This window comes from Neomoorella carbonis (assembly GCF_045278715.1).
Classification (GTDB): domain Bacteria; phylum Bacillota; class DSM-521; order Neomoorellales; family Neomoorellaceae; genus Neomoorella; species Neomoorella carbonis.
Map to the genome: position 1 here is coordinate 920,012 of NZ_CP136420.1, position 24,200 is coordinate 944,211.

Sequence of the window (24,200 nt, forward strand, 5' to 3'; positions counted from 1 at the left end):
ACATGCGCCTGGTTTTTATGGGTACGCCCGAATTTGCGGTCCCCTCCCTGAAAGCCCTGCTTAATTCCAGTCATGAAATCACCGGGGTGGTTACCCAGCCAGACCGCCCCCGGGGCCGGGGGAAAAAACTCCAGCCGCCACCGGTTAAGGAGGCGGCGGCAGTTGCGGGGCTACCGGTAAGCCAACCGATAGCCATGAAAGAGAAAGAATTCTTAACCAGGCTCAAGCAGTGGCAGCCCGAAGTCATTGTGGTCGTTGCCTTTGGCCGTATCCTACCGCGGGAGATTTTGGACCTGCCATCGAAGGGTTGTATCAACCTGCACGCTTCCCTTTTACCCCGCTACCGGGGGGCAGCCCCCATCCACCGGGCGGTAATGAACGGTGAAACAGAAACCGGCGTAACCACCATGTGGATGGTACCCCAATTAGACGCCGGTGACATTATCCTCCAGGAGAAGCTACCCATTGGACCGGATGCTACCACCGGGGAAATCCACGACCGGCTGGCCGTCATGGGTGCAGAACTTCTGGAACATACCCTGGATCTGGTGGCCGCCGGGCAGGCTCCTCGGCAGCCCCAGGATGAAGCCCTGGCCACTTACGCGCCCCCCCTGAAACCGGAAGAAGAGATGATTAACTGGGCGCAGCCGGCAGATAATATCTATAACCTTATCCGCGGCTTGAACCCCTGGCCGGGGGCCTACACCCTGCGGGCCGGTGAACGCCTGAAGGTGTATGGTGCCAGGATTTTAGATGCGGCAGCCACCGGGGTGCCGGGCCAGGTGGTGGCGGTAACGGGTGAAGGTTTTGTCGTCCAGGCGGGTAGAGGCAGGCTTCTCATTACTGCCGTCCAGCCCCAGGGCAAAAGGATTATGCCGGCAGATGCCTACCTGCGGGGCTATCCCCTGGCTACGGGGGAGGTGCTGGGATGCGTATAAAAAAGCGCCTTTTTATCGGTTTACTGGCCCTGAGCCTTTTATTTATAACTGCCGTGCTGGCAGGCAGCTGGTATCTCCTGGTTAACCATACCGGTATCCTCAATCGCATTCTCCTGGTCCTGGGAATTTTTGCCCTGGCTGTTCTTTTCCTTATCATCGCCCTGGGGATTGGCGGGCTGGTATGGATTCTCTGGCAGGAGCGCAGCCTCCCCTTTTTCCAGCGTCTGGGTTTGATAGCCGTCAACGCCCTTTTTCCTGTGGCCCTGGCCCTGGGTAAGCGCCTGGGGGTAAAGGCGGATACCATTAAAGCCTCGTTTATTGAGATGAACAATCAGCTAGTACGCCTGCAGGGTCTCCTGATCGAACCCGGGAAAATCCTCCTCCTGGCGCCCCATTGCCTGCAATGGAGCGGTTGCCCTCATAAAATCACTATAGACGTCTATAATTGCCGCCGCTGTGGCCGCTGCCCCATTGATTCCCTCCATGCCCTGGCTGAAAGATATGGTGTCCGCCTGGCCGTGGCGACCGGAGGTACCCTGGCCCGGCACTTTGTCAAACAGTACCGCCCCCGGGCGGTGGTAGCCATTGCCTGCGAGCGCGATTTAACCAGCGGCATCCAGGACACCCAGCCATTGCCTGTACTGGGGATAGTAAACTTGAGGCCCCACGGCCCCTGTCTCAATACCCAGGTTAATTTAAGCCAGGTAGAGCAAGCCATTCAGTTTTTCCTGTACGGCAAAACAGTCAGCCAGCCACAGGTACGCAGTGAAGGCTGTGGTGTCGGCAGCGGTGTGTAGAGGAGGTAACAGAAAGTGAAACTCAGGCCGGCTGCCTCGGCCCGGGAGGCGGCCCTGCAGGTCATTTACCGGGTGACGGAGGAAGGGGCCTTTGCCACCCTGGCCTTGGATGAAGTCTTGCGGGCCGCCAACCTGGAGGGCCGTGACCGTACCCTGGCCACGGAGCTGGCCTACAGTGCCATCAAGGCGTGGCAAACCCTGGACTGGGCCCTGGGTCTCTTCTTAAAATACCCCCTGGCAAAACTACCGCCATGGATTCGTTGCCTTTTACGCCTTGGAGGGGCGCAGTTGCTCTATTTACCGCGGATACCGGCGCGGGCGGCCATCTATGAAACGGTGGAACTGGCCAAAAAATACGGTCACCGGGGCACGGTAGGCCTGGTAAACGGCATCCTGCGCAACCTGGAACGCCGCAAGGAGGATCTACCTTACCCGGAACCGGCGAGTGATCCAGCCGGCTACCTGGCCTTGCGTTATTATCATCCCCGCTGGCTGGTAGATAAATGGCTGGAGCAGTTTGGCTATGAAGAGACGGAAGCCCTCTGCCGGGTGAATAATGGACCGGCGCCCATGGCGATCCGCGCCAATACCCTGAAGACGACAGTAGCCGGCTTGGCCGCGCGCCTCCAGGGCGAGGGAGCTTCTGTCAGGCCTGCCCCCTATGCCCCGGAAGGCCTTATAGTTGAAGGACTGGGGGCGGTAGAGGCCAGCCCTTCCTTTCAGGAAGGGTTGTTCTATGTCCAGGATGAAGGTTCCCAGCTGGTTGGTCATGCTTTAAAACCCGAACCAGGGTCTTTTGTTATCGATGCCAGTGCCGCCCCGGGCGGCAAGACGACTCACCTGGCCCAGCTTATGGCCAACAGGGGCACGATTCTGGCCTGCGATGTCCATCCTTCCCGCCTGGAGTTAATTAAAGAAAACTGCCGGCGCCTTGGTGTAACTTGCGTGCAAACGGCCCTGGCGGATGCCCGTGAACTGGGGAGACGTTACCCGGGGCTTGCCGATTATTTGCTCATTGACGCGCCCTGTTCAGGGCTGGGGGTTTTGCGCCGGCGGCCCGATGCCCGCTGGCGCAAAGAACTGGCCGGGATTAAGGAACTGGCCCGGCTGCAGCTGGAAATGCTCCTGGGAGCCAGGCGGGCTTTAAAGCCGGACGGGGTTTTAGTCTACAGCACTTGCTCCCTGGCCCCGGAAGAAAACCAGGAAGTTATCCGGCAATTCCTGGAACAGGCGCAGGAATTCTCCCTCGTTTCCCTTAAACCGTGGCTGCCGGTCGTACCATCTGACCTGGAAGCCGCGGCCAGCCAGGGCTGGGTGCAGTTTTTGCCCCAGCGCCACGGTACCGACGGCTTTTTCATAGCGCGCTTAAGAAGGTAGACCCCTTAAAGGGTTTTACCTTTTTATGCAGAATAAAGTTAGGTGGATAATATGCGTTAAGCGAAAAAAGTTGTAAAAAACTCATTTGTTGAGAACGGTCCCCCATGTCAAAAGGGCTTTCCGGATTCGTGACAAGGAGGGAAATATATGGATGTTATGCCCTGGACAGCCCTGATCTTTCAGTCAATACCGGAGGAAATAATTTTAGTTACTTTAGGTCTGGCCTTAGTTGACGAATATCCCAGGATGAAAGGGATTGTTGTCGTTGGAGTAATAGTGGCGGTTTTCTCCTTTTTTTTCCGGCACCTACCCTTGGGTTTTGGAGTTCATACATTAGCTGGAATACTTGTGCTGGGTTTGACGATGCTACTGGTTTTACGAGTTGATTTCTTTAAAGGGCTGATGGCTGCTTTTCTGGGTATGTTGGCCTTAGGCATTGTTGAAGGCATATCTATACCTTTTATTTTTTATATAACCGGCATCCCTTTTGAAATAGCCGTGCGGGATCCATGGCTAAGGGTTCTTTTTCCCCTGCCGGATGAAATACTCCTAGGAGTAGCAGCCTACTTCTGCCGTCGGCGGCGCTTTTCTCTGCTTCCTGGCAACAGGTTGTTGGTAAAACCCACTGGAAGGGAAAAAGAAGATGAAAAGTAAAAATTTAACGTGGGTTATTATCTTCCTGGTACTTTTGCAGAGTCTTTTAATTGCTATTCTGAATATAAGCTATTATGTCCAGCATGCCTTTTCTGTTTTATCCCTGGAAAATACCCCGGTAGGCCATTTAGCTCTTTCTTCATTACTAATGTTTAGTTCTATAGGCATGATTTATGTATTATTTTCTGCCGCCCGCCGGGATATGCAGCTCCTGCAACAGGAACTGTATATCGAAAATTTAAAGGAGAGCCTTAAGAATTTACGCGCCCAGCGCCACGACTTCATCAGCCACCTGCAGACGGTCTACGGCCTGCTGCAGCTGGAGATGGCTGACGCCGCCCTGGAGTACATAACCTCGCTCTGCAACGAGGTGAGCCAGCCCACCCGCATCATCGAAGTCAACCAGCCGGTTCTGGCGGCCCTTTTCCAGACCAAGGCTGCCGCAGCGGAAGCCCGGGGGATAAGCTTTCAATACGAAATAAACAGCGATTTAAAGGGGTTCTTGCTGCCCCAGACGGATGCCACCAGCATCTTTGGCAACCTTCTGGACAACGCCATCGAAGCCACTCTGGCCGCCTTGCCCGGTGTGGAGAAGCGCATCTGGCTGCGGATCTTTAATGCCGGCAACTACTACTGCTTTGAGGTGGGCAACACCGGCCCGGCCATTCCCCTGGAGCTGCAGAAAAAAATTTTTGAAAGGGGTTTTACCACGAAGAAGGTCGATGAAGACAACCACGGCCAGGGACTTTACATCGTCAAGAAGCTGGTGGCAGCCCATAACGGCCAGATCGATGTCTGCAGCAGCGACCAGGGTACGGTCTTCACGGTGAAATTTCCTGTTTTAATATAATTTGTCAGGGCGGCAGGAATCTGAAAAAAATCGTAGAATAATTATGGTAGAATTAGCAAACATTTATGAGGCAGGCAAACCTTGTTAAGTGTACATCGTTTAGCTCATAACACCGCCGCTTACCTGGTATCCAGGTTGCCGGCTGACACCCGGAAACCGGAGGTTGAGGTGGTGGCCTTTGGCCTGGAGGTGGCCATGGGGGCCAGCCTGCAGCTGCTTGTCTTTGTAGTCGTTGCCTGGTACCTGGATCTGCTGCCGGAGATGATGGCAGCCCTCATAACTATGGCCACTTACCGCCTCCTGGCCGGCGGCGTGCACTGCAGCGCCTATTATCGCTGTCTAATCTTGTCGTTGTTAACCTTAATCATCCAGGCCAACCTGGCCCGCTGGCTGGCAGGTGCCATAGGAGGGAGTTTGCCGGCGGTTGGGCTACTGGTATTTGTAGCCGGCCTGGTAATTGCTTGGCGCCGGGCGCCAGCAGACATAGCGGCGGCGCCTGTTATCAACCCGGTGCGCCGGGCCAGGTTGAAGAGAGCCTGTTATTTATGGTTGCTTGTCTGGTTAGCGGTCATTAGCCTGGGTTATTACCAGGGGTGGCCCGGTAGCGTCCTGACCAGTAGCCTCCTGGCTCTAGTTATCCAGAGCTTGGCCCTGACACCTCTTGGCTTTGCCGCCGTGGGGTGGGCAGACGGCCTGTTAAAACGCCTCCTGCCCCTGGGATAAAAGCTGGAGAAAAGGAGGTGAAGTTTCATGTTGAAGAAACTGGCGGCCACGGTAGTTTCCCTGGGCGTGGCCCTCGCTGTCCTGGTGGCCAACAGCAGCGCCCTACCAACCAGTCTTTTGGCGTGGTATCAGCCGGAAGTCCCGGCCAGTTTAAGGAAATAGTGAAAAAGGTATTACATAGCTGAGGGGGGTCGCTCCCCTTTTTTTCTTTATCTTGACCCCAGCCGGGGACAATGTGGTATATTATGGTATAGCTTCATTCATAATAATGCCAGGGGATGGTTATGACTACCAGGATCGACCTGCGGGGCCTGCTACCTGAGGAACTGGCGCAACTGGCAGCGGAACTGGGTGAAGCGCCCTATCGCGGCCGGCAGCTCTTTCACTGGCTCCACCGCCGCCGGGCTACCATGTTGGAGGCAATGACCGACTTACCGCGGACTTTCCGATCCCGACTGGCCGGTCAGGCTGGCCTACCACCGGTAGAGGTCGTAAACCGAAGGGTGGCGGACGGCGGCCTGACCCGGAAGTTACTGCTGCGCCTGGCCGACGGTGAGCTGATTGAATGTGTCCTTATGTCTTATGAAGATGGCCGCCAGCGGCAGACCGCCTGCCTGTCCAGCCAGGTTGGCTGCGCCATGGGTTGCACTTTTTGCGCCACCGGACAGGACGGCTTCCGCCGCAACCTCACACCGGGGGAAATTGTCCTCCAGGCCCTGGCCCTGGTAGAAGATATGCAGCTGCAGGACCCCGAAGCCCGCTTGAGCAATATCGTCTTTATGGGCATGGGAGAGCCCCTGCTTAATTACCGGGCCGTCTTAAAGGCGGTGCGCATCTTCGCACACCCGGAAGGGTGGGGTATTAGTCACCGGCGGATAACCATTTCTACCTGTGGCCTGGTGCCCCAGATCAGGCAGCTGGCCGGGGAGAAGCCGCCCCTGGAACTGGCCGTTTCCCTCCATGCCGCCACCAATGAGCTGCGGGAGCGGTTAATGCCCATTAACAGGCGTTATCCCCTGGAAGAGCTGGTTCCGGCCTGCCGCCACTATGGCCAGGTAACGGGAAGGCGGGTTACCTTTGAATATGCTCTCATTGCCGGCATCAATGACCGCCGGGAAGACGCCCGGCGCCTGGTCGAGTTGCTCCAGGGGGTGCTGGCCTTTGTCAACCTGATCCCCTTAAACCCGGTTCCCGGTAGCCCTTACAAGGGTGTAAGCAGGGCGAAGGCGCGGCTTTTTGCCTCCTGGCTGCAAAGGGCCGGCCTGGCAGCTGCCGTAAGGGAAAGCCGGGGACAGGACATCGCCGCCGCCTGCGGCCAGCTCCGCAGCAACGCCGGCCGGGAGGTGTTTTAATGGATTGGCTGGAAAAAAACGAGCGATTCTGGCAGCGACTTTTTGATAGCCTTTTCCGCCGCGGGGCCGATGTTCCCCTCCAACCGGTGGAGATTGCCAAAAAACTGGTTAAAACTATGGTTGCCCGGCGGACGGTAAGCGTCAGCCGTGTTTACGTGCCCAATATTTACCTGGTTCATTTAAATCCCAAGGATTTTGAACGTCTGTCGGCCTTTGAACATGCCCTGGCCAGTGAACTGGCCGGCTACTTAAAAAAGAAGGCTGCCGAGCAAAATTTAACCATGGTCGGCGAACCCAGGGTAGAGCTGGAGGTAGAAGACGAACTGGGCCCGGGTGAGGTGCGTATCCACGCCCGTATGGAAGAAGAGCGGCCGCAGGAGGAGGGCAACCCCCATGATGAAGGCGATACTTTAATTTACAAGGCAGTCGAGGAGGGGGAGGTTGACCGGCCAGGCCAGCCCTCCTTAAAGCTAACCGTTATTGCCGGGCCGGATGCGGGGCGTACTTTTCTCCTGCGGCCCGGAAAGCAGGTCCTGGGGCGCCAGCCGGCCTGCGATTTTATTCTCACCGACGAGCAGGTTTCCCGGCGCCACTGCCATTTGGAGGAAAACCATGACCGTGTCCTGCTGGTGGACCTTGGCAGCCGCAACGGCACCCTGGTTAACGGCAAGAGGGTGGAACGGGCCTTTTTAAAACCCGGTGATCGTATACAGGTGGGTCGTACTGTGTTAGAATTACAGGTAAGCTAGCCGGAACGGGTGGTTACTTTGGCAGAAATTTTGCTGGCCGGGTTGAGATTTGTCTTTGTAATTTTAATCTACCTTTTCCTGTGGCATGTCTTAAGGCTCATGTACCTGGAGCTGGGGCCGGGTCACTACATTAAGCGTTCCCGCGGCACAGGTGGTCGGCCGGTTTTAATCGTCCTGGAAGCAAAAAACGGTAACATAAAAAGAGGAGAAAGATACTTTCTCGGCGAAAATATTACCATTGGCCGCGATCGACATAATGATATTGTAATTAACGACTTTCACGTTTCGGCCCGTCACGCTGTAATTACCCGTCGCGGCGAAGAATGGCAGTTGCTTGACCTGGATAGCACCAACGGGACTTACGTCAACGGCCACTTATTAACCGGCCCGCAGAGTTTACGGCCTGGCGATGAAGTGCGGATCGGCGGCGTGACCTTTAAAGTGGGGTGGGAAGATGCGAGCCGAGGCCCTTTCCCATACCGGACTGGTGCGGCCCGGTAATGAAGATTATTTTATTAGCGACGTTGAACGGGGGCTTTTTGCCGTAGCCGATGGTATGGGTGGGCACCAGGCCGGGGAAGTTGCCAGCCACCTGGCTCTAAGGGCCCTGGAGGACAGGCTTTTTAACGGCCCTGCGGGAGAACCATTGTCCCGGTTGCTGGGCGCGGCAGAATTTGCCAACGAAATAGTTTACCGGTGTTCCCTTGCCAGCCAGGAACGGGCGGGGATGGGCACAACCCTGACGGCTATTTGGATAGTGGGCTCCAAGGGTTTCCTGGTCCATATCGGCGACAGCCGCGCCTACCTGCTCCGGGACGGACAGTTACAGGTCTTAACTAACGATCATTCTTATGTGGGCGAACTTGTTCGCAGCGGAGGCCTGACGGCGGAAGAGGCCCGCCTGCACCCGCGGCGCAATATCCTTACCCGGGCCCTGGGTACCGGGGGTACGGTTAATATTGACAGCCGGGAAATTGAGCTTAAGCCCGGGGACCGGTTGCTTTTATGTACCGACGGCCTCTATGAGGTCATTTCCGATGAAGAGTTGGCAGAAATTGTAAACCACCACCAGGAACTGGGTGAAGCTGCCCGAGAATTGCTGCGGCTGGCCCTGGAACGAGGCGGGCCGGATAATGTCACGGTGGTGTTAGCCCTTTATGAGTAATGGCGGTACCAGCACAAACCGGGGGCAAGAGATGACCCTGCTTATCTGGCCGTCTTTGATCCTGGCTGCCGGGTACGGTTATATGGTAACCGTTGTCTCCCGCCAGCCCGTCTGGCATCCAGGCTATGCCCTGGCCCTGCTGCTGGGGGGGTTCTGGGGGGCGCACCTGATTTTAAGGGCTACCCGCCATGGCGGCGATCAATATCTCCTTCCCCTGGCGGCTACCCTGACGGCCCTGGGGCTTATCTTTTTGTTCCGACTGGATCCCGGACTTGCTTACCGCCAGATTATCTGGACCATAACGGGGCTTTTAGTCCTCATAGTCGTAGCCGTAGGCTTCCGGGATTACCAGCGCCTGGAACAGTATCCCTACCTCTTTTTATCCCTGGGGCTTTTTTTCCTCCTCATTACCGTCCTGCTGGGGACGCGCATCGGCGGGGCCAAGAGCTGGCTGACCCTAGGTTCCTTCCGCATGCAACCGGTAGAAGCTGTCAAAGTCTTCATGGTTATGTACCTGGCCGGGTATTTAAGCGACAAAAGGGAACTGCTGGTCCAGGGAGCCGGGCGTTTATCCTGGGGCCCCCTCCTGGTGGCTGTAGCCCTGGCCGTTTTATTGCTGGTCCTGCAGCGGGACCTGGGTTCGGCATTGATTCTCCTCGTTACTTTCCTGGCCATGCTCTACCTGGCCACCGGCAAAATACGCTTTTGTGTGGCAGGGGGAGCCTTATTTAGCCTGGGAGCGATACTGGCTTACCTGATTTTTCCATATCTGCGGGCGCGCATTGCCGTCTGGATCAACCCCTGGGCAGATTATAGCGGGGCCGGTTACCAGGTTGTCCAGGCCCTGATCACCCTGGGGAGCGGCGGTATCTTTGGCACCGGCCTGGGCCTTGGTTATTCCCAGGTAATCCCGGCCGTCGCCACCGACTTTATTTTTGCCACCATGGCCGAGGAAATGGGATTAATGGGCAGCCTGGGGATTATCCTTCTCTACCTGCTGTTTGCCCTGCGCGGCTTCCGCGCCGCCCTCCGGGCCCCCGAGGAGCAGGGCGTGCTGCTGGCTGGCGGGTTGACCGTACTCTGCACCTTCCAGGCCCTGATTATTATGGCCGGGGTCAGCAAGCTCCTGCCCTTGACGGGGGTAACCCTGCCCTTTGTTAGTTACGGCGGCAGCTCCCTGGTGATCAGCTACCTGCTGCTGGCTTTACTCCTCAACGTCAGCGCTGCCGGCCGGGAGGCCGACCCATGAAAACCGAGGTGCGCCGCCTGGCCCTGGCGACAGGTGTATTTTTCGTCATTCTCATTGTTTACCTGACCTACATCCAGGCTATAGCCGGGGAGAGACTTTATTTAAACCCCCTGAACCCGCGCTTGTACCTGGTGGAACAGCAAACCGAGCGGGGGACAATTTATGATCGCGCCGGCAGGGTCCTGGCCCAGACGGTTGGAAACCAGGGCCGGTTCCAGCGCCAGTATCCTTACGGCCCGGCGGCGGCCCAGGTGGTGGGATATGTTTCCGAGCGCTTTGGCAGCAGCGGCCTGGAAGCCAGCCGGGATGGCGATCTCCTCGGTCTTACCGGCTGGCAGCACCTGGTCAATAAAGGGCGGCGTTTGCTGGGACAGGCGGCCAGGGGGAGTAATCTTTACCTCACCTTGGATGCCGACTTACAACGCCTGGCAACGAGCTTGCTGGCCGGCCGGCGGGGAGCGGTTGTGGCCCTGGACCCGCGTACCGGCGCCGTCCTGGTCCTGGCCAGCAGTCCGACCTTTGATCCCAACCGGTTGGAGGAGGAATGGCAGAGGATCAATAGCCCCGGTGCCGGCAGTCCTCTCTTGAACCGGGCGATCCAGGGCCTCTATCCCCCCGGTTCGATTATGAAGTTAGTAACAGCCACCGCGGCCCTGGAAACCGACCCCGGCATTTTACAGCGTGATTTCTACTGCCCGGGTTACCTGGAAATCCAGGGCTGGAAGCTTACCTGTCCCCGACCCCATGGCCACCTGAATTTCCAGCAGGCCATGATGTATTCCTGCAACGTTACCTTTGCCACCCTGGCCCTGGAAGCCGGGGCGGATAAATTTAAAGAAACGGCAGCCCTGTATGGCTTTGACAAACCTTTAAAGTTCGACCTGCCAGTCGAGGAATCTCGAGTGCCGGGCCGCCTGGATACCAGCGCCCTGGCAGAGAGTTCCATTGGCCAGGGGGCCGTTCTGGCAACGCCCCTGCAAATGGCCATGGTCACTGCGGCTATTGCCAATAAGGGTATCTTAATGCAGCCTTACCTGGTTGATAAAGTAACGGCAGCAGGTGGCCGGCTCCTGTGGGAGGCCGTGCCGCGTCCCCTCCGGTTAGTAACCGGAGTTAAAGTTGCGGCGGATATTAAAGAAGCCATGGTGGCTACAGTTAACGGTGGGACAGCTACAGCCGCAAGCCTGGCAGGGATCCAGGTGGCGGCCAAGACAGGCTCCGCCCAGAATCCCGGGGGCGAAGCCCATGCCTGGCTGGTGGCCTTTGCCCCGGCTGAAGAACCCCGGATCGCTGTAGCCGTTGTCGTGGAAAATGCCGGTGCGGGTGGCGTAGTAGCAGCCCCCATTGCCCGGGAAATTCTGGCGGCAGCCTTGAGGCGGTGATAAAATGGATAAAATGATTGGTAAAATCCTGGAAGGTCGTTATGAGATAATTGATGAGCTGGGGGGCGGGGGTATGGCCCGGGTTTACCGGGGACAGGACCGCCTGCTGCACCGCTATGTGACCATCAAAATTTTGCGGGAACAGTTTGCCAGCGATAAGGACTTTTTAACCCGCTTCCAGAGGGAAGCCCAGGCTGTAGCCAGCTTGTCCCATCCCAATGTGGTCAGCATCTATGACGTCGGCCAGGAAGACGGCATCCATTACCTGATTATGGAGTATGTTGAAGGCCGGTCATTAAAGGAAGTTATTACCGAACGAGGGCCGCTGCCACCCCTGGAAGCTATCGAAATAGCCCTGCAGATCTGTGACGCCCTGGAACATGCCCATGAAAATGGTGTCATCCACCGGGATATTAAACCCCACAACATCCTCATCACCCGCAACGGCCGGGTCAAAGTAACCGATTTTGGTATCGCCCAGGCCGTCAACGAAGCGACCATGTCTTACAGCGGGACCATGGTCGGTTCGGTTCATTACCTGGCGCCGGAACAGGCCAGAGGCGGAGTTACCGGCACGGCGGCGGATATTTATTCCTTTGGCATTGTTCTGTACGAAATGCTGACCGGGGATCTTCCCTTCCACGGTGAGACCCCGGTAGCCGTGGCCATCAAGCATATCCAGGAATCCCCTCGACCCTTGCGGGAGATAAACCCCGGTGTCCCGCCGGCCCTGGAACGTATCGTCATGCGTGCCCTGGAAAAGGATCCGGAACGGCGCTACCCGTCGGCGGCCGCCCTGCGTTCCGACCTGCTGGCGGTAAAAAATGCTCTGGCGGAAGATACCTTTGCCACCCAGGTCTTGCCGGCGGTGGAGGCTTCGGACCCTCCGGCAGCTCAATCCCGGCCGCACCGGCGGCCGCGGGTGTGGGCCTGGGTTTTGATGGTCCTCCTCTTTTTAGGCCTGGCCGCTGCCGGACTGTGGGCTGGATTTCGTTATTATCTGCTCGTTGGGGAGACGGTGGTACCGCCTGTAACCGGCCTCACTGAAGGCCAGGCCCTGGACCGGCTGGCCGCAGCCGGTTTGCGAGGCCAGGTGGGCAGCAGGCAGTATAGCTCTGAGGTACCGGCGGGACAGGTAATGGCCCAGGAACCCGCGCCCGGCGAGCGGGTGCGCCGCGGTCGGGTCGTGACTCTGACAGTCAGTCAGGGCAGCCGGATGGTGACGGTGCCTCCCGTCGTCGGTTTAACGGAACGGGACGCCCGCCTGCAGCTGGAAAATGCCGGTTTACGGGTCGCCGCCGATACGCTGAAGGTATATCACCCCACTATTCCCGCCGGAGCGGTAGTGGAGCAAAATCCTCCCGGTAACAGCAAGCAACCCGAAGGTACCGAGGTCAGGTTAATTGTCAGCAAAGGTCCGGAACCCCAGTTGATCCCTGCCCCCCCTCTGGTTGGTAAAACCCTGGCCGAAGCCCAGCAGCTGCTGGCGGCGGCGAAGCTGCAACAGGGGACCCTTACTTACCAGCGCAGCGAGGAGCAATTCCCTGGGATAGTCATTGACCAGGACCCGCGACCGGGGTCCAGTGTCCTGCAGGGCAGCGCCATCAATTTAGTTGTCAGCCAGGGGCCGGGACCGGCCCAGAAACAATTGGGTGTCACTGTTGCCCCGGCGCCTGATGATCAAGATCATGAGGTACGGATCGTCGTTACCGATGCCAAAGGAACCAGCGAAGTGCTGAAACAGAAGCAGAAGAAAGGCCAGCAGCTTCAAGCCGTAATAACGTATTTTGGCAAGGGTAAGCTCCAGGTATTCCGCGATGGCAATCAAATTTACGTCCAGGATCTACCGTAGGGAGGATGGTATGGAAGGCATCCTATTACGGCGTTACGGCGGGTTTTACTATGTTGAAAGCGGGGGCCAGGTCTGGACCTGTCGCCTGCGGGGCCGTTTCCGGCGCGAGGCCGACCTCCTGCCGGGCGACCGGGTGGAAATGGTGCCCCTGGGTCCCGGGGAAGGGGTGATTGAAGCTGTAAAACCCCGGCGTACCATCCTGGAGCGTCCGGCCGTGGCCAATGTGGAGCAGGCTATAATCGTTTTTTCCTTAAGCACCCCGCCCCCGGACCTGGAACTGCTGGATCGCCTGCTTTTTTTGAGCAGCGTTAAGGATATACAGGCCGTTATCGTCTGGAATAAGGTTGATGTCGGCCGGGAGGAGTATCTGGATTTACCCGCTATTTACCGGCAAATCGGCTACCCGGTTTTAATCGCCAGCGCCCGCACCGGCCAGGGGGTAGAAAAGTTGAAGGAGATTCTTGCCGGGCGGCTCAGTACCTTTGCCGGCCCCTCCGGGGTGGGCAAGTCCTCCCTCCTCAATGCCCTCCACCCGGAACTAAACTTGCGCACGGGCGAAGTGAGCGCTAAAAGTGGCCGTGGCCGCCATACCACCCGCCATGCCGAATTAATCCGCCTTCCGGGCGGAGGCTGGGTAGCCGATACTCCGGGCTTCAGCCGCCTGGACTTACCTCCCCTGGACCGGCTGGAGGTAGCCGGCCATTTTCCGGAGATGGAGCCCTTAATAGGCCGTTGCCGTTTTAATTCTTGCCTGCACCGGGGTGAACCCGGTTGTGCCGTGACTGCAGCTGTAGAGGCCGGGGAAATTCCCGGGCACCGCTATGAACATTACCTTAATTTTCTAGACGAGGTTATTGCCAGGGAAAGGAGCTATTAATCTTTGACCATTATTGCCCCCTCATTGCTGGCCGCCGATTTCAGTAACCTGCAGGCTGAAATAGAAGACGTGGCTGCCGCTGGAGCCGACTGGTTACACCTGGACATTATGGATGGCCATTTTGTCCCCAATATCACCTTTGGGCCGGACCTGGTAGCCGCCTTACGGCCCAAAAGCCGGCTGATTTTTGATGTGCACCTGATGCTTTCCCGGCCGGAAGACTTTATTGCCCCCTTTGCCGCCGCTGGCGCTGACTATATCAGCGTCCACGCCGAAGCCTGCACCCATCTCCACCGGGTACTGCAGCAAATTCGCGCCGCCGGCTGCCGGCCGGCAGTAGCTTTAAACCCGGCCACACCATTGTCAGCCCTGGATCATATCCTGGCTGAGGTGGATATGATTTTACTGATGACGGTAAACCCCGGCTTTGGCGGCCAGGAGTTTATCCCGGCCATGTTACCTAAAATAGCTTCCCTGTCCGCAATACTGCGCCAGCGTAAACGGGATATTCTGCTGGCGGTGGACGGGGGAATTACGCCGGTTACAGCCCGGGAGGCCTGCCGGGCCGGAGCCAACGTCCTGGTAGCCGGTTCGGCCATTTTTGGCCGCCCGGACCGGGCGGCAGCCATTAACGCTTTGCGCGAAGCAGGAGGCTAGCACTTGCTCCTTGACGCGGGCAGGTTACAGGTCTATAATTACAGTAACGTCCTTCGGGGTTAGGTGCAATTCCTTACCGGCGGTAATAGCCCGCGAGCCGTAAAGGTAGACCCGGTGCAATTCCGGGGCCGACAGTGACAGTCTGGAAGGGAGAAGGCGTTCTGTATCCTTTGCCCTTTCTAACCCCGGAGTACGCCCCCGGGGTTTTTTAATGGCTGCAAAAAAATAGAGGAGCAAGCGGAAATGCTTCCAGAGGATGTCGAGTACATGCGCCGGGCGCTGGAACTTGCCCGGCTGGGCCTGGGCCGCACGAGCCCCAACCCGGCCGTTGGTGCCGTGATTGTCCGCGACGGTCGCGTGGTAGGCGAAGGTTACCACCAGAGGGCGGGTACTCCCCATGCCGAAATTCATGCCCTGCGGGCGGCGGGTGAGGCAGCTAAAGGCTCCACCCTCTATGTTACCCTGGAGCCCTGCTGCCATTATGGCCGCACGCCGCCCTGCACGGAAGCCATTATAGCTGCCGGGATCCGGCGGGTGGTGGCAGCTATGGCCGATCCCAACCCCAAAGTGGCCGGTGGCGGCTTCCAGGCCCTTCGCCGGGCCGGGATTGAAGTGGAGACGGGCCTCTTAGAAGATGAAGCCCGGCGGCTGAATGAAGCCTTTATCAAGTATATTACCACCGGGCGGCCCTGGGTCACCCTGAAAATGGCCCTGACCCTGGACGGTAAAATCGCCACCCGTACCGGTGCTTCCCGCTGGATTACCGGCCCGGCAGCCAGGTTAAAGGCCCACGAGCTCCGTGATACCCACGACGCCATCCTGGTGGGAATCGGAACCGTCCTGGCCGATGACCCCGAGCTCACCACCCGCCTGCCGGGGGGCAGGGGTCGTGACGCTGTTAGGGTAATCCTGGACAGCCGTTTAAGGATACCCTTAACGGCCAGGGTGTTGAACCTGGCCTCCCGGGCGCCGACCCTGGTGGCCACCACCGCGGCGGCACCGGCGGAAGCCCGGCAGCAGCTGGCCGCCAGGGGCATCGAGGTCCTGGTCCTGCCGGAAGAAGACGGACGGGTAGCCTGGCAGCCCCTGCTGGCTGAACTGGCCCGGCGCCAGGTTACGAGTATCCTGGTGGAAGGTGGGGCCGGGGTAAATGCTACCGCCCTGGCTGCCGGGATAGTAGATAAAGTGGTGGCTTTTATTGCTCCCAGGATCTTTGGCGGCGTAGCTGCCCCGGGGCCGGTAGGGGGCCCCGGGGTAGCGAGCCCTCAAGAAGCCTGGCAGCTGGAAAAAGTAGAGGTGGCGACCTGTGGTGAGGATATTATGTTAAGCGGTTATCTGGGCAAAAGAAGGGGAGAAGCGTGTTTACCGGCTTGGTTGAAGAGATAGGGATTGTCCGCAAGGTAGAAGCTGTTGCCCAGGGGGCCCGTTTAACTATCGCCGCCAGGAAGGTCCTGGCCGGTACCCGCCAGGGTGATAGTATCGCCGTTAATGGCGCCTGCCTGACGGTGGTTGAATTAACGCCAGCCGCCCTGGTAGCCGAGGTTATGGCTGAAACTTTAAGGGTTACCACCCTCGGTTCTTTAAAAGCGGGGGATCAAGTCAACCTGGAACGGGCCCTGCAGCTGGGCGAGCGGCTGGGCGGCCACCTGGTCAGCGGGCACGTAGACGGCGTGGGGGAAATTAAAACAAAGCGGCAGGCAGGGATTGCCTGGGAAATGGAAGTTGCGGTACCTCCCGGCCTGGAACGCTACATTGCTCCTAAAGGTTCCCTGGCCCTGGATGGTACGAGCCTGACGGTCATCACCGTCGAGGGGAACATGGTAACAGTTGGCCTCATTCCTCATACGGCCCGGCATACCATCCTGGGGACCAAGGGGCCGGGAGACAGGGTGAATATTGAAGTCGACCTGCTGGCCCGTTATCTGGAAAAGCTCCTCACCGGGCCCGGGGAGGAAACTGGCCGCCAGGGTTTGACCGTGGAGTTCCTGGCCGCCAATGGCTTTATTTAATATCAGGGGAAGAAGGTGATTCGCCGTGGGCGAAGAAAAAATTAAATTCAATACCATTGAAGAAGCCCTTGACGATATCCGGGCCGGGCGTATGGTGGTGGTGGTGGATGATGAGGACCGGGAGAATGAAGGCGATTTGATTATCGCTGCCGAAAAGGTTACACCGGAAGCCATCAACTTCATGGCTACCTATGCCCGTGGTCTCATTTGCGTACCCATGGAGGGACGGCGCCTGGATGAACTGGAATTGAGCCCCATGGTCACGCAGAATACGGAAACCATGGGAACGGCTTTTACCGTCTCCGTGGACGCAGCTGAAGTTACGACGGGTATTTCCGCCTTTGAAAGGGCTGTTACTGTTAAAAAGCTTATTGACCCCCGTACCCGGCCGGAAGACCTGCGCCGTCCGGGGCATATATTCCCCTTGCGGGCCAAACAAGATGGGGTATTGCGACGGGCCGGGCATACAGAAGCCGCCGTGGATCTCGCCCGCCTGGCCGGCCTTTACCCGGCCGGGGTCATCTGCGAAATCATGAATCCGGACGGGACCATGGCCCGGGTGCCCCAGCTCTATGAATTCTGCCGGGAACACGGTTTGAAGCTTATTACCGTCGCCGATTTAATCAAATACCGCCGCCGGACGGAGAAGCTGGTCCGCCGGGTTGCCGAGGCCGACCTGCCCACCGCTTACGGCCATTTTAAAGCCGTCGCCTATGAAGAAATAATGAGCGGCAAGGGGCATCTGGCCCTGGTGAAGGGAGATATTGCCGGCAGCCAGCCGGTGCTGGTCCGGGTTCACTCCGAATGCTTGACAGGGGATGTTTTTGGCTCCTTACGCTGCGACTGCGGCGAGCAGCTTCAGCAGGCCATGACCATGATCGAAGCGGAAGGCCGCGGCGTCATCCTCTATATGCGCCAGGAGGGGCGGGGGATAGGCCTCCTCAACAAAATTAAAGCTTACAAGCTCCAGGAAGAAGGCAAGGATACGGTGGAAGCCAACGAAGCCCTGGGTTTCCCGGCCGATCTGCGGGACTACGGCATCGGCGCCCAGATCCTGGCCGACCTGGGCGTCCGCCAGCTCCGGCTCCTTACCAATAATCCCAAAAAGATTGCCGGCCTGGAAGGATATGGTCTTAAAGTTGTCGAGAGGGTTCCTATCGAGATGCGCCCCAACCGGGTCAACAGGCGTTACCTGAAAACGAAAAAGGAAAAAATGGGCCACCTATTGCAGATTAGCTAAAAGGCTTTTTGGGGTTATCTCAACGAAGCTTATTTCTTGTGGACCGTGATAGTGATTAGGTTGGCTTTTGTTTGGAGCGAGCGACTTGACCCGAGTGGCGAAGCGGACTTGGTGAAGCTGCAGAGCGAGGACGGGGCCGAGGACAGCGAGGCCTTCGGCCGGATTCTAAAGGCAAGGACGCCGAACAGGCCGGGACCCCGCCTTAAGCCCTGGCTGAGCCATAGGACGCTCCGCGAGGACCACGGAGCGAGCCAAACAATGCCAGCCCATGGTTAGCCTGTTCATTGGCAAGCAGAGTAGATATTTCAAGAAGGAGGCCTTTTTACCCATGCCCAATATCTTAGCGGGCCAGTTGCAGGCCCGGGGACTGAAGTTCGGCATTGTCGTCAGCCGGTTCAACGAGTTTATTACCTCCAAACTGCTGGACGGGGCCCTGGATGCCCTTACCCGCCATGGCGCCGATCCGGAGGCCATTGATGTGGCCTGGGTGCCGGGAGCCTTTGAGATTCCCCTGGCAGCGCAAAAGATGACGGCCCGCGGTTATGACGCCGTCATTTGCCTGGGGGCAGTCATCCGCGGGGCCACCCCCCATTTTGAATATGTAGCCGCCGAGGTGACCAAGGGCATTGCCCAGGTAAGCCTGAACAGCGGCGTACCGGTGATCTACGGGCTGATAACTGCCGACAATATTGAGCAGGCCATAGAGCGGGCCGGTACCAAGGCCGGCAATAAAGGCTTTGATGCCGCCATGGCGGCCATGGAAATGGCCAATCTCTTTAAAACAATGGCAGGGTAGGGATATAAGATGCGGGTAGGAATCATCAGTGACACCCATGGCGACGGCGCCGCCTGGGAACAGGCCCTGGCCAACTGCTTTCAGGGTGTAGACCTGATCATCCATGCCGGCGATGTCCTTTACCACGGCCCCAGGAACCCCATCGTGGCCGCCTATGCTCCTAAGGATCTGGCCGGGCTCTTGCAGCAGTCGCCGGTACCCCTTTTGATTGCCCGGGGGAATTGCGATGCGGAAGTAGATGCCATGGTCTTAAATTTACCAATAACGGAACAGGTAGTTGTCCAGATGGGCAAGTACCGCCTGATTGCCCAGCACGGCCACCGTTTAGGTGAAGGCGACGCGGAACACCTGGCCGCCTATTACCGGGCCGACCTGTGGATAACCGGCCATACCCATGCAGCCATGCTGGCTGCCAGGGACGGGCGCCTTTTTGTCAATCCGGGCAGTCCCAGCCTGCCCCACAGCGGTCCCCTGGGCAAGTTGAAAACAGTAGCCGTAGCCGATGAGGCCGGCGTTAAAATCCTGGCCCTGGCAACTGGCGAAGTCCTGAAGGAGTTGCCCTGGCCGGCGTAAAGACAAAACCCGGGGTTAAGTCACCCCGGGTTAATTTAAATGCCTTTTAGACGGCTCGCTGTACCTTGCCTGAACGCAGGCAGCGGGTACAGACGTAAACCTTTTTGGTGGTACCGTTTAAAATAATCTTGACCCGCTGGAGATTAGGAGACCAGGTGCGTTTGGTCTTAATATTGGAGTGGCTGACCTGATTGCCGGTAGTCGTCCTTTTGCCACAGATGCTGCAGACTGCCATTCGTTTCACCTCGCTTTTCAACCCTACGGGCGATATTTTACCAGAGAAAGGGTTAGAAAGCAAGGAAATAAATTTCTCCTGCCGGGCAGGGAGTTGCCGGGGCCTGTTGAAAATAATAATCAGGTGGTGAAGGGAATGAGCGGGCAAGAGAAAACAAACGTCGTTCCTTTGCAAATAACCCCAGACCTCTCCATTTTGGAAGTATTGCAGGCCTATCCCCAGGTGCGGCAGGTATTTTACCGCTATGGCATGGGCTGCCTGGAATGCATGGGTGCTATGAATGAAACCATTGCCGGCGGCGCCCGCAGTCACGGCGTTAACCTGGAAGACCTGCTGAAAGACTTGAATAAAGCCATTAAAAGCCGGGGATGAGCCTGGATGTACGACCGCCCGGTGACAGTGTTAAAATATGTAGGTCCCCAGAAAGCAGCCTGCCTGAACAAGCTCGGCATCCAGACGGTGAGCGATCTCCTCTGGCATTTTCCCAGGCGTTATGAAGACCGGCGCCAGCTAAAGAAACTGGCGGCGGCAACGGCCGGGGAAATAATTACCGTCCAGGTAAAAATCAAAGCGTGGGAAGAAAGAGAACTGCGTCCAAATTTGCGCCTCTTCCGTGCCTTCATCCAGGACCGGCAGGGGACAGGCTATGCCATCTGGTTTAACCAGCCCTACATCAAGCGCCAGCTACGTGTTGGAAGCGAGGTCGTCCTTACCGGGAAGGTAAATTACCGGGGTTATGTTCCCGAAATCCAGGTCAGTGATTATGAAGCCCTTGGGGAGGGAGACAGCGGCCTCCATACGGGGCGTATCGTACCCTTTTATCCCCTGACGACGGGCTTAAGCCAGCGCTGGTTGAGGCTGATTGTCCACCAGGCCCTGGAAGAAGTCCGGGGAGAATTGCCTGAGCTTTTACCCCTCCATTTATGCCAACGTTACCGCCTTTTAACCCGCTACCAGGCCCTGAAATATATTCACTTCCCCCCCGATCCTGTCGCCCTGCACCAGGCGCGGCGGCGCCTTAAATATGAAGAACTTCTTATCTGGGAACTGGCTTTAACTTTAAGCCGCTGGCAGCGTGAAGCCGGCGTCCGGGGCATTGCCCATACCCCGGACAACGGGCTGGTGCGGCAATTAATAGCTACCCTGCCCTTTAAACTGACCCGGGCCCAGGAAAGGGTGCTGGCCGAGATCCTGGCCGATATGGAAAACCCGCGGCCGATGGCCCGCCTGCTCCAGGGGGATGTCGGTTCGGGCAAAACCGTAGTGGCGGCAGCAGCCATGGTTAAGGCTGTAGCCGGCGGCTGGCAGGCTGCCTTGATGGTTCCCACAGAAGTCCTGGCCGAGCAGCACGGGCAAACCCTGCAGAAAATCCTCGCGCCCTTAAAAGTGCCGGTAGCCGTCTTGACGGGCAACACCTCCCGGCCGGAGCGGGAAGCTGTCCTGGCCGGCCTGGCCACCGGCCAGCTGCCCCTGGTAGTAGGTACCCATGCTTTGATCCAGGAAAATGTCAGCTTTAAGGCCCTGGGTCTGGTCGTTATCGATGAGCAGCACCGCTTTGGCGTTGACCAGCGGGCCGCCCTGCAGGCCAAAGGGCGGGCTCCCGACCTGCTGGTCATGACGGCTACGCCCATTCCCCGGACCCTGGCCCTGGCAATCTATGGTGACCTGGATGTGTCCCTTCTGGACGAGCTACCGCCGGGGCGGCAGCCGGTAATTACCCGCATTTTAACGGAAAAGCAGCGTGCAAAAGCTTACCAGTTAATCCGGCGGGAGATTGCGCATGGCCACCAGGCCTACGTCATCTGTCCTTTAATCGATGAAAGCGACAGCGTAGCTGCGGAAGGCGCCATCGCCATGGCGAAAAAGTTACAGGAAGAAGTCTTTCCTGAATACGCGGTGGGGCTGGTTCACGGGCGCCTTAAACCTGCTGAAAAGGAGGAGGTAATGAAGGCGTTCCGGGAGGGAAAAATCGCTATCCTGGTAGCGACGACGGTCGTGGAGGTAGGAGTCGACGTGCCCAATGCTACGGTAATGTTAATCGAAGGGGCGGAAAGGCTGGGCCTGGCCCAGCTACACCAGCTGCGGGGCCGGGTGGGGCGCGGTACAGCACCGGCCTATTGTGTGCTTATCACCGGCAACAGCCAGGCAGCCCGGGAGCGGCTGGCTATCCTGGCCTCCAGTCAGGACGGCTTTGCCATTGCCGAAGCCGACCTGCGCCTCAGAGGCCCCGGAGAGTTCTTTGGCACCCGCCAGCACGGCTTGCCGGAATTTCGCCTGGCAAGGCTGCCGGAGGATGGCCGCATCCTGGAACAGGCCCGCCAGGATGCCCGCCTGATTTGCCGGGAAAACCTCTGGCAGCAGCCGGAATACCACCAGCTTTACCTGGCAGCCAAGGAAAAAATTGCAAGCCTGCAATTGTATTAAGGAAAAATATACCAGAAACAGATGGGTATGTTTAAATTATTTTTCAGCCATACTAAACATAAAAATTGGCACGCAGGTGATTTTATGCAACTAGAAAATGATGAGCGTTCCTTGCTGGCTTCCTTTTCCAGCAGCACCCGGGCCCAGGAAGCCATCAATGCCCTGAAAGCGGTCGGTATAACACAGGTTCAGTTTGACCGGGTGGGACGTTTTGGCACCCGCTATAATGCCCAGTACAATAACCCCCTGGCCAACCAGGCCAATACCATTACCGGCTTGACCCTTTATTCCGCTGATATTAACCCCCTGGTAAAAACCGACACCAGGGCCCTGCTGGCCGCCGACCCTTCTGTCAGCGGTGTGGGTTTAAAGGATTACGGCGTAGCCGGCAACGAGGGCTTTTTAGTTACCGTAGTAACGCAAGCGTCCCGGGTGGAGGAAGCCCGGGAAATCCTTGAGGCCCACGGTGGCCGGCTATAAAAATGCGCCCTTTAGGGCGTTTCTTTTTTTAAAATATTAATACAAAATTAGGCTAGCCAAATAATACTAAGCATAAAAAAAGGCCGCCGGCTAATACTAAGACTGCACAAAGGAAAAGGAGGTGAAACTGAATGCCGCGTGGAGGAAGGACCAACCGTCTCCTGATCCCCCAGGCCCGCGGCCAGATGGAAAGGTTCAAGCAGGAAGTGGCCAGCGAACTGGGGATCACCAATTACGACGGTTACCTGGGTGACCTGCCCTCCAAGGTTAACGGTTCTGTAGGGGGGCTCATGGTCAAGAAGATGATCGCTGCTTATGAGCAGAGCCTGAGCAATCAAGCAGCCGGCGGCCTTGGTGGTGCTGATGTTGAACTGGGTGCCGCCCAGAACGTTACCGGCCGCATCAGCGGGCCCAATCCCGCTTATAATGCCGGTGGCCAGAAGTTAAACATCAATGCCCAGCAGTACAATCCCGGTGGGCTGGGTGGATTGACCCAGTAAAGGCAATTCCGGATGGCGGGTTTAACCCGCCATCTTTTTAATGTAAGGGTATGGCCGCCCTGGCCTGCAGTAAAGCGCTATGCAGGGTCCTGTTGAGGGCATTGCCAATAACCCAGGCCAGATTATGTACCAGGTCGTCAACTTCTTTGGGGGTTACGGTAAGGTTACCGCCAAAGGGTGCCAGGACGTTGCGGGTAAGGTTCTGGGCCACAGCCTGATCGAGCTGCAGGTTGACATGGGGAAAAGCCTGCTGCATTTGGTTAAGGGCTTCATAAATAATCACGCCGGCATGGACCACAGTAGGAATACCGATGGCAATGACGGGAACACCCATAGTTTGCTGATTGATACCGGCACGCTGATTGCCCACTCCTGAGCCGGGGCTAATACCGGTATCGGTAATTTGGATGCTGCTGCCTATACGCTGCAGATCGCCAGCGGCCAGGGCATCAATGGCAATCAACGCCCGGGGACGGGTTTTTTCTACTACACCCTTGAGGATTTCCGCCGTTTCAATACCGGTGGTACCCAGGACACCGGGGGCCAGGGCACTGACGGGCCTGGTTCCAGGAGGCATATTTTGCGGGGCAAATTTTAATAAATGCCTGGTGACTGTAAACTGGTTGATTACTTTTGGACCCAGGGAGTCCGGGGTCGCTTCCCAGTTTCCCAGACCCACCACCAGCACCGGGTCGGTAGGACCGACATGCCATTTTTCTAATAACAGGTTGAGCTTCTGGGCCAGGAGACCGGCTATTTCTTCATGAACGGGCGGGTTCTCGGAGCGAAGGGCCGGGGCGTCAATGGTTATGTAAGTTCCTCGGGGTTTGCCCATAGCCTGCTCGCCCATAGCATTCATGATCGTAATGGTTGTAACCGAAGCGTTAGGATACTGTTCTTTATCTTCCCTTACCCCGGGCACTTCCTGCTGTGTAGCCCCGCGTAAAAGAGCATGGGCTTCTACCGCCAGATCCAGGATAACTCCTGAAAGCCGGTAAAATTCGGCGCGCTCCAAGGTGGTTTCCTCCTTTTTAAACCCTGCCTTCAGGTTTTCCATAATGAAAAAAAATATACATCAAAAAGGAAAAGTTTCCTTACGTGTTGAATATTTGCCCTCAGGGAAGGTGAGACTGATGGAAGTAAAATGTGCCCTCTGCGGTCGAAAAGAGGAGCTTACCAAAGTACATAAGGATTATCGTAAATTAGCCAGGGACAAGAATGCCGTCTACACCTGCGAAACCTGCCGTGCCAGGTTGCGCTATCAGGCACTGCAAGCTCAAAAACCCGAAAAACCATTATAAATAACATATTGACAGCGAAA

At 57.4% G+C, this 24,200-nt stretch carries 27 protein-coding genes, 1 pseudogene and 1 riboswitch; of the genes and pseudogenes, 26 read left to right on the forward strand and 2 right to left on the reverse strand.

Features of this window, described 5'->3' with window-relative positions; genetic code table 11:
• Positions 1 to 2: 2 nt before the first annotated feature.
• The 21 genes from fmt to yfcE all read left to right on the forward strand — a co-directional run bounded on the left by fmt (position 3) and on the right by yfcE (position 19,240).
• Positions 3 to 938 carry a methionyl-tRNA formyltransferase gene (gene fmt, locus MCACP_RS04750; RefSeq protein WP_406678233.1) on the forward strand — a complete coding sequence of 312 codons (936 nt, stop codon included), beginning with the start codon at positions 3 to 5 and terminating at the stop codon, positions 936 to 938.
• Positions 929 to 1,735, forward strand: a complete 807-nt coding sequence (locus tag MCACP_RS04755; RefSeq protein ID WP_406678234.1) for a DUF116 domain-containing protein — start codon at positions 929 to 931, stop codon at positions 1,733 to 1,735. Before fmt ends, MCACP_RS04755 begins: the two co-directional genes overlap by 10 nt.
• A gap of 15 nt (positions 1,736 to 1,750) precedes the next feature.
• Positions 1,751 to 3,112: a 16S rRNA (cytosine(967)-C(5))-methyltransferase RsmB gene (gene rsmB, locus MCACP_RS04760; protein ID WP_406678235.1), complete on the forward strand. Its 1,362-nt coding sequence runs from the start codon at positions 1,751 to 1,753 to the stop codon at positions 3,110 to 3,112.
• Positions 3,113 to 3,259: 147 nt separating this feature from the next.
• Positions 3,260 to 3,766 (forward strand): hypothetical protein, encoded by a 507-nt coding sequence (locus tag MCACP_RS04765; RefSeq protein WP_406678236.1) that lies wholly within the window; start codon positions 3,260 to 3,262, stop codon positions 3,764 to 3,766.
• Positions 3,756 to 4,616, forward strand: coding sequence for a sensor histidine kinase (locus MCACP_RS04770; RefSeq protein ID WP_406678237.1), 861 nt, complete (start codon positions 3,756 to 3,758; stop codon positions 4,614 to 4,616). Before MCACP_RS04765 ends, MCACP_RS04770 begins: the two co-directional genes overlap by 11 nt.
• Before the next feature lie 81 nt (positions 4,617 to 4,697).
• Positions 4,698 to 5,339 carry an accessory gene regulator ArgB-like protein gene (locus MCACP_RS04775; RefSeq protein ID WP_406678238.1) on the forward strand — a complete coding sequence of 214 codons (642 nt, stop codon included), beginning with the start codon at positions 4,698 to 4,700 and terminating at the stop codon, positions 5,337 to 5,339.
• A gap of 27 nt (positions 5,340 to 5,366) precedes the next feature.
• A complete protein-coding gene (locus MCACP_RS04780; RefSeq protein WP_406678239.1) occupies positions 5,367 to 5,501 on the forward strand; it encodes a cyclic lactone autoinducer peptide in 135 nt (44 codons plus the stop codon).
• A gap of 122 nt (positions 5,502 to 5,623) precedes the next feature.
• On the forward strand, positions 5,624 to 6,691 hold the full coding sequence (rlmN, locus tag MCACP_RS04785) for a 23S rRNA (adenine(2503)-C(2))-methyltransferase RlmN (protein WP_406678240.1): 1,068 nt from the start codon (positions 5,624 to 5,626) through the stop codon (positions 6,689 to 6,691).
• Positions 6,691 to 7,440 (forward strand): FhaA domain-containing protein, encoded by a 750-nt coding sequence (locus tag MCACP_RS04790; protein ID WP_406678242.1) that lies wholly within the window; start codon positions 6,691 to 6,693, stop codon positions 7,438 to 7,440. The genes rlmN and MCACP_RS04790 overlap by 1 nt, the downstream gene beginning before the upstream one ends.
• Positions 7,441 to 7,458: 18 nt before the next feature.
• On the forward strand, positions 7,459 to 7,941 hold the full coding sequence (locus MCACP_RS04795) for an FHA domain-containing protein (RefSeq protein ID WP_406678243.1): 483 nt from the start codon (positions 7,459 to 7,461) through the stop codon (positions 7,939 to 7,941).
• Positions 7,895 to 8,605 carry a Stp1/IreP family PP2C-type Ser/Thr phosphatase gene (locus MCACP_RS04800; protein ID WP_406678244.1) on the forward strand — a complete coding sequence of 237 codons (711 nt, stop codon included), beginning with the start codon at positions 7,895 to 7,897 and terminating at the stop codon, positions 8,603 to 8,605. The genes MCACP_RS04795 and MCACP_RS04800 overlap by 47 nt, the downstream gene beginning before the upstream one ends.
• The gene (locus MCACP_RS04805) at positions 8,598 to 9,854 is read left to right on the forward strand and encodes an FtsW/RodA/SpoVE family cell cycle protein (RefSeq protein WP_406678246.1); all 1,257 of its coding nucleotides are present in this window, start codon (positions 8,598 to 8,600) and stop codon (positions 9,852 to 9,854) included. The genes MCACP_RS04800 and MCACP_RS04805 overlap by 8 nt, the downstream gene beginning before the upstream one ends.
• Positions 9,851 to 11,236 carry a peptidoglycan D,D-transpeptidase FtsI family protein gene (locus tag MCACP_RS04810; RefSeq protein WP_406678247.1) on the forward strand — a complete coding sequence of 462 codons (1,386 nt, stop codon included), beginning with the start codon at positions 9,851 to 9,853 and terminating at the stop codon, positions 11,234 to 11,236. Before MCACP_RS04805 ends, MCACP_RS04810 begins: the two co-directional genes overlap by 4 nt.
• 4 nt (positions 11,237 to 11,240) lie before the next feature.
• The gene (gene pknB, locus MCACP_RS04815; RefSeq protein ID WP_406678248.1) at positions 11,241 to 13,088 is read left to right on the forward strand and encodes a Stk1 family PASTA domain-containing Ser/Thr kinase; all 1,848 of its coding nucleotides are present in this window, start codon (positions 11,241 to 11,243) and stop codon (positions 13,086 to 13,088) included.
• Positions 13,089 to 13,098: 10 nt separating this feature from the next.
• Entirely contained in the window at positions 13,099 to 13,965 is an 867-nt protein-coding gene (gene rsgA / locus MCACP_RS04820; protein ID WP_406678249.1) for a ribosome small subunit-dependent GTPase A, read from the forward strand.
• Between the two features lie 3 nt (positions 13,966 to 13,968).
• Positions 13,969 to 14,622, forward strand: a complete 654-nt coding sequence (rpe, locus tag MCACP_RS04825; protein ID WP_406678250.1) for a ribulose-phosphate 3-epimerase — start codon at positions 13,969 to 13,971, stop codon at positions 14,620 to 14,622.
• Positions 14,623 to 14,666: 44 nt separating this feature from the next.
• Positions 14,667 to 14,784: riboswitch (FMN riboswitch) on the forward strand.
• Between the two features lie 81 nt (positions 14,785 to 14,865).
• Positions 14,866 to 16,008 carry a bifunctional diaminohydroxyphosphoribosylaminopyrimidine deaminase/5-amino-6-(5-phosphoribosylamino)uracil reductase RibD gene (gene ribD, locus MCACP_RS04830; protein WP_406678251.1) on the forward strand — a complete coding sequence of 381 codons (1,143 nt, stop codon included), beginning with the start codon at positions 14,866 to 14,868 and terminating at the stop codon, positions 16,006 to 16,008.
• The gene (locus MCACP_RS04835) at positions 15,981 to 16,631 is read left to right on the forward strand and encodes a riboflavin synthase (RefSeq protein ID WP_406678252.1); all 651 of its coding nucleotides are present in this window, start codon (positions 15,981 to 15,983) and stop codon (positions 16,629 to 16,631) included. Before ribD ends, MCACP_RS04835 begins: the two co-directional genes overlap by 28 nt.
• Positions 16,632 to 16,656: 25 nt before the next feature.
• Positions 16,657 to 17,871, forward strand: coding sequence for a bifunctional 3,4-dihydroxy-2-butanone-4-phosphate synthase/GTP cyclohydrolase II (locus MCACP_RS04840; RefSeq protein ID WP_406678253.1), 1,215 nt, complete (start codon positions 16,657 to 16,659; stop codon positions 17,869 to 17,871).
• Positions 17,872 to 18,199: 328 nt separating this feature from the next.
• Positions 18,200 to 18,667 carry a 6,7-dimethyl-8-ribityllumazine synthase gene (gene ribH / locus MCACP_RS04845; RefSeq protein WP_406678254.1) on the forward strand — a complete coding sequence of 156 codons (468 nt, stop codon included), beginning with the start codon at positions 18,200 to 18,202 and terminating at the stop codon, positions 18,665 to 18,667.
• 9 nt (positions 18,668 to 18,676) lie between these two features.
• Positions 18,677 to 19,240, forward strand: a complete 564-nt coding sequence (gene yfcE, locus MCACP_RS04850; protein WP_406678255.1) for a phosphodiesterase — start codon at positions 18,677 to 18,679, stop codon at positions 19,238 to 19,240.
• A 46-nt stretch (positions 19,241 to 19,286) separates the two neighbouring features.
• Here yfcE and rpmB read toward each other — a convergent pair whose 3' ends face one another.
• Positions 19,287 to 19,475 (reverse strand): 50S ribosomal protein L28, encoded by a 189-nt coding sequence (gene rpmB / locus MCACP_RS04855; RefSeq protein ID WP_406678256.1) that lies wholly within the window; start codon positions 19,473 to 19,475, stop codon positions 19,287 to 19,289.
• A gap of 135 nt (positions 19,476 to 19,610) precedes the next feature.
• Here rpmB and MCACP_RS04860 point away from each other — a divergent pair, with 135 nt between their 5' ends.
• From MCACP_RS04860 to MCACP_RS04875, 4 genes and pseudogenes are all read left to right on the forward strand, one after another.
• A complete protein-coding gene (locus tag MCACP_RS04860; protein WP_406678257.1) occupies positions 19,611 to 19,847 on the forward strand; it encodes a DUF1858 domain-containing protein in 237 nt (78 codons plus the stop codon).
• 6 nt (positions 19,848 to 19,853) lie between these two features.
• Positions 19,854 to 21,899: an ATP-dependent DNA helicase RecG gene (gene recG / locus MCACP_RS04865; protein WP_406678258.1), complete on the forward strand. Its 2,046-nt coding sequence runs from the start codon at positions 19,854 to 19,856 to the stop codon at positions 21,897 to 21,899.
• 84 nt (positions 21,900 to 21,983) lie between these two features.
• Positions 21,984 to 22,379: a hypothetical protein gene (locus MCACP_RS04870; RefSeq protein WP_406678259.1), complete on the forward strand. Its 396-nt coding sequence runs from the start codon at positions 21,984 to 21,986 to the stop codon at positions 22,377 to 22,379.
• 131 nt (positions 22,380 to 22,510) lie between these two features.
• Positions 22,511 to 22,717, forward strand: a pseudogene (locus MCACP_RS04875) (small, acid-soluble spore protein, alpha/beta type); the annotation flags it as partial.
• A 199-nt stretch (positions 22,718 to 22,916) separates the two neighbouring features.
• On the opposite strand, the gene gpr reads toward MCACP_RS04875, so the two are convergent.
• Entirely contained in the window at positions 22,917 to 23,894 is a 978-nt protein-coding gene (gpr, locus tag MCACP_RS04880; RefSeq protein ID WP_406678260.1) for a GPR endopeptidase, read from the reverse strand.
• Between the two features lie 118 nt (positions 23,895 to 24,012).
• Here gpr and MCACP_RS04885 point away from each other — a divergent pair, with 118 nt between their 5' ends.
• Positions 24,013 to 24,180: a DUF2197 domain-containing protein gene (locus MCACP_RS04885; RefSeq protein ID WP_406678261.1), complete on the forward strand. Its 168-nt coding sequence runs from the start codon at positions 24,013 to 24,015 to the stop codon at positions 24,178 to 24,180.
• The last annotated feature ends 20 nt before the right edge of the window (positions 24,181 to 24,200 follow it).

Bases quoted from the DNA above. Each gene is read 5' to 3' on its own strand.
- rsgA (WP_406678249.1), top strand. From the start codon at position 13,099: ATGGAAGGCATCCTATTACGGCGTTACGGCGGGTTTTACTATGTTGAA.
- ribH (WP_406678254.1), top strand. From the start codon at position 18,200: ATGCCCAATATCTTAGCGGGCCAGTTGCAGGCCCGGGGACTGAAGTTC.
- MCACP_RS04805 (WP_406678246.1), top strand. From the start codon at position 8,598: ATGAGTAATGGCGGTACCAGCACAAACCGGGGGCAAGAGATGACCCTG.
- MCACP_RS04765 (WP_406678236.1), top strand. From the start codon at position 3,260: ATGGATGTTATGCCCTGGACAGCCCTGATCTTTCAGTCAATACCGGAG.
- MCACP_RS04790 (WP_406678242.1), top strand. From the start codon at position 6,691: ATGGATTGGCTGGAAAAAAACGAGCGATTCTGGCAGCGACTTTTTGAT.
- MCACP_RS04870 (WP_406678259.1), top strand. From the start codon at position 21,984: ATGCAACTAGAAAATGATGAGCGTTCCTTGCTGGCTTCCTTTTCCAGC.
- MCACP_RS04860 (WP_406678257.1), top strand. From the start codon at position 19,611: ATGAGCGGGCAAGAGAAAACAAACGTCGTTCCTTTGCAAATAACCCCA.
- recG (WP_406678258.1), top strand. From the start codon at position 19,854: ATGTACGACCGCCCGGTGACAGTGTTAAAATATGTAGGTCCCCAGAAA.
- MCACP_RS04780 (WP_406678239.1), top strand. From the start codon at position 5,367: ATGTTGAAGAAACTGGCGGCCACGGTAGTTTCCCTGGGCGTGGCCCTC.
- MCACP_RS04800 (WP_406678244.1), top strand. From the start codon at position 7,895: ATGCGAGCCGAGGCCCTTTCCCATACCGGACTGGTGCGGCCCGGTAAT.
- MCACP_RS04885 (WP_406678261.1), top strand. From the start codon at position 24,013: ATGGAAGTAAAATGTGCCCTCTGCGGTCGAAAAGAGGAGCTTACCAAA.
- MCACP_RS04755 (WP_406678234.1), top strand. From the start codon at position 929: ATGCGTATAAAAAAGCGCCTTTTTATCGGTTTACTGGCCCTGAGCCTT.
- rlmN (WP_406678240.1), top strand. From the start codon at position 5,624: ATGACTACCAGGATCGACCTGCGGGGCCTGCTACCTGAGGAACTGGCG.
- ribD (WP_406678251.1), top strand. From the start codon at position 14,866: ATGCTTCCAGAGGATGTCGAGTACATGCGCCGGGCGCTGGAACTTGCC.
- rpmB (WP_406678256.1), bottom strand. From the start codon at position 19,475: ATGGCAGTCTGCAGCATCTGTGGCAAAAGGACGACTACCGGCAATCAG.
- fmt (WP_406678233.1), top strand. From the start codon at position 3: ATGCGCCTGGTTTTTATGGGTACGCCCGAATTTGCGGTCCCCTCCCTG.
- MCACP_RS04810 (WP_406678247.1), top strand. From the start codon at position 9,851: ATGAAAACCGAGGTGCGCCGCCTGGCCCTGGCGACAGGTGTATTTTTC.
- pknB (WP_406678248.1), top strand. From the start codon at position 11,241: ATGGATAAAATGATTGGTAAAATCCTGGAAGGTCGTTATGAGATAATT.
- yfcE (WP_406678255.1), top strand. From the start codon at position 18,677: ATGCGGGTAGGAATCATCAGTGACACCCATGGCGACGGCGCCGCCTGG.
- MCACP_RS04770 (WP_406678237.1), top strand. From the start codon at position 3,756: ATGAAAAGTAAAAATTTAACGTGGGTTATTATCTTCCTGGTACTTTTG.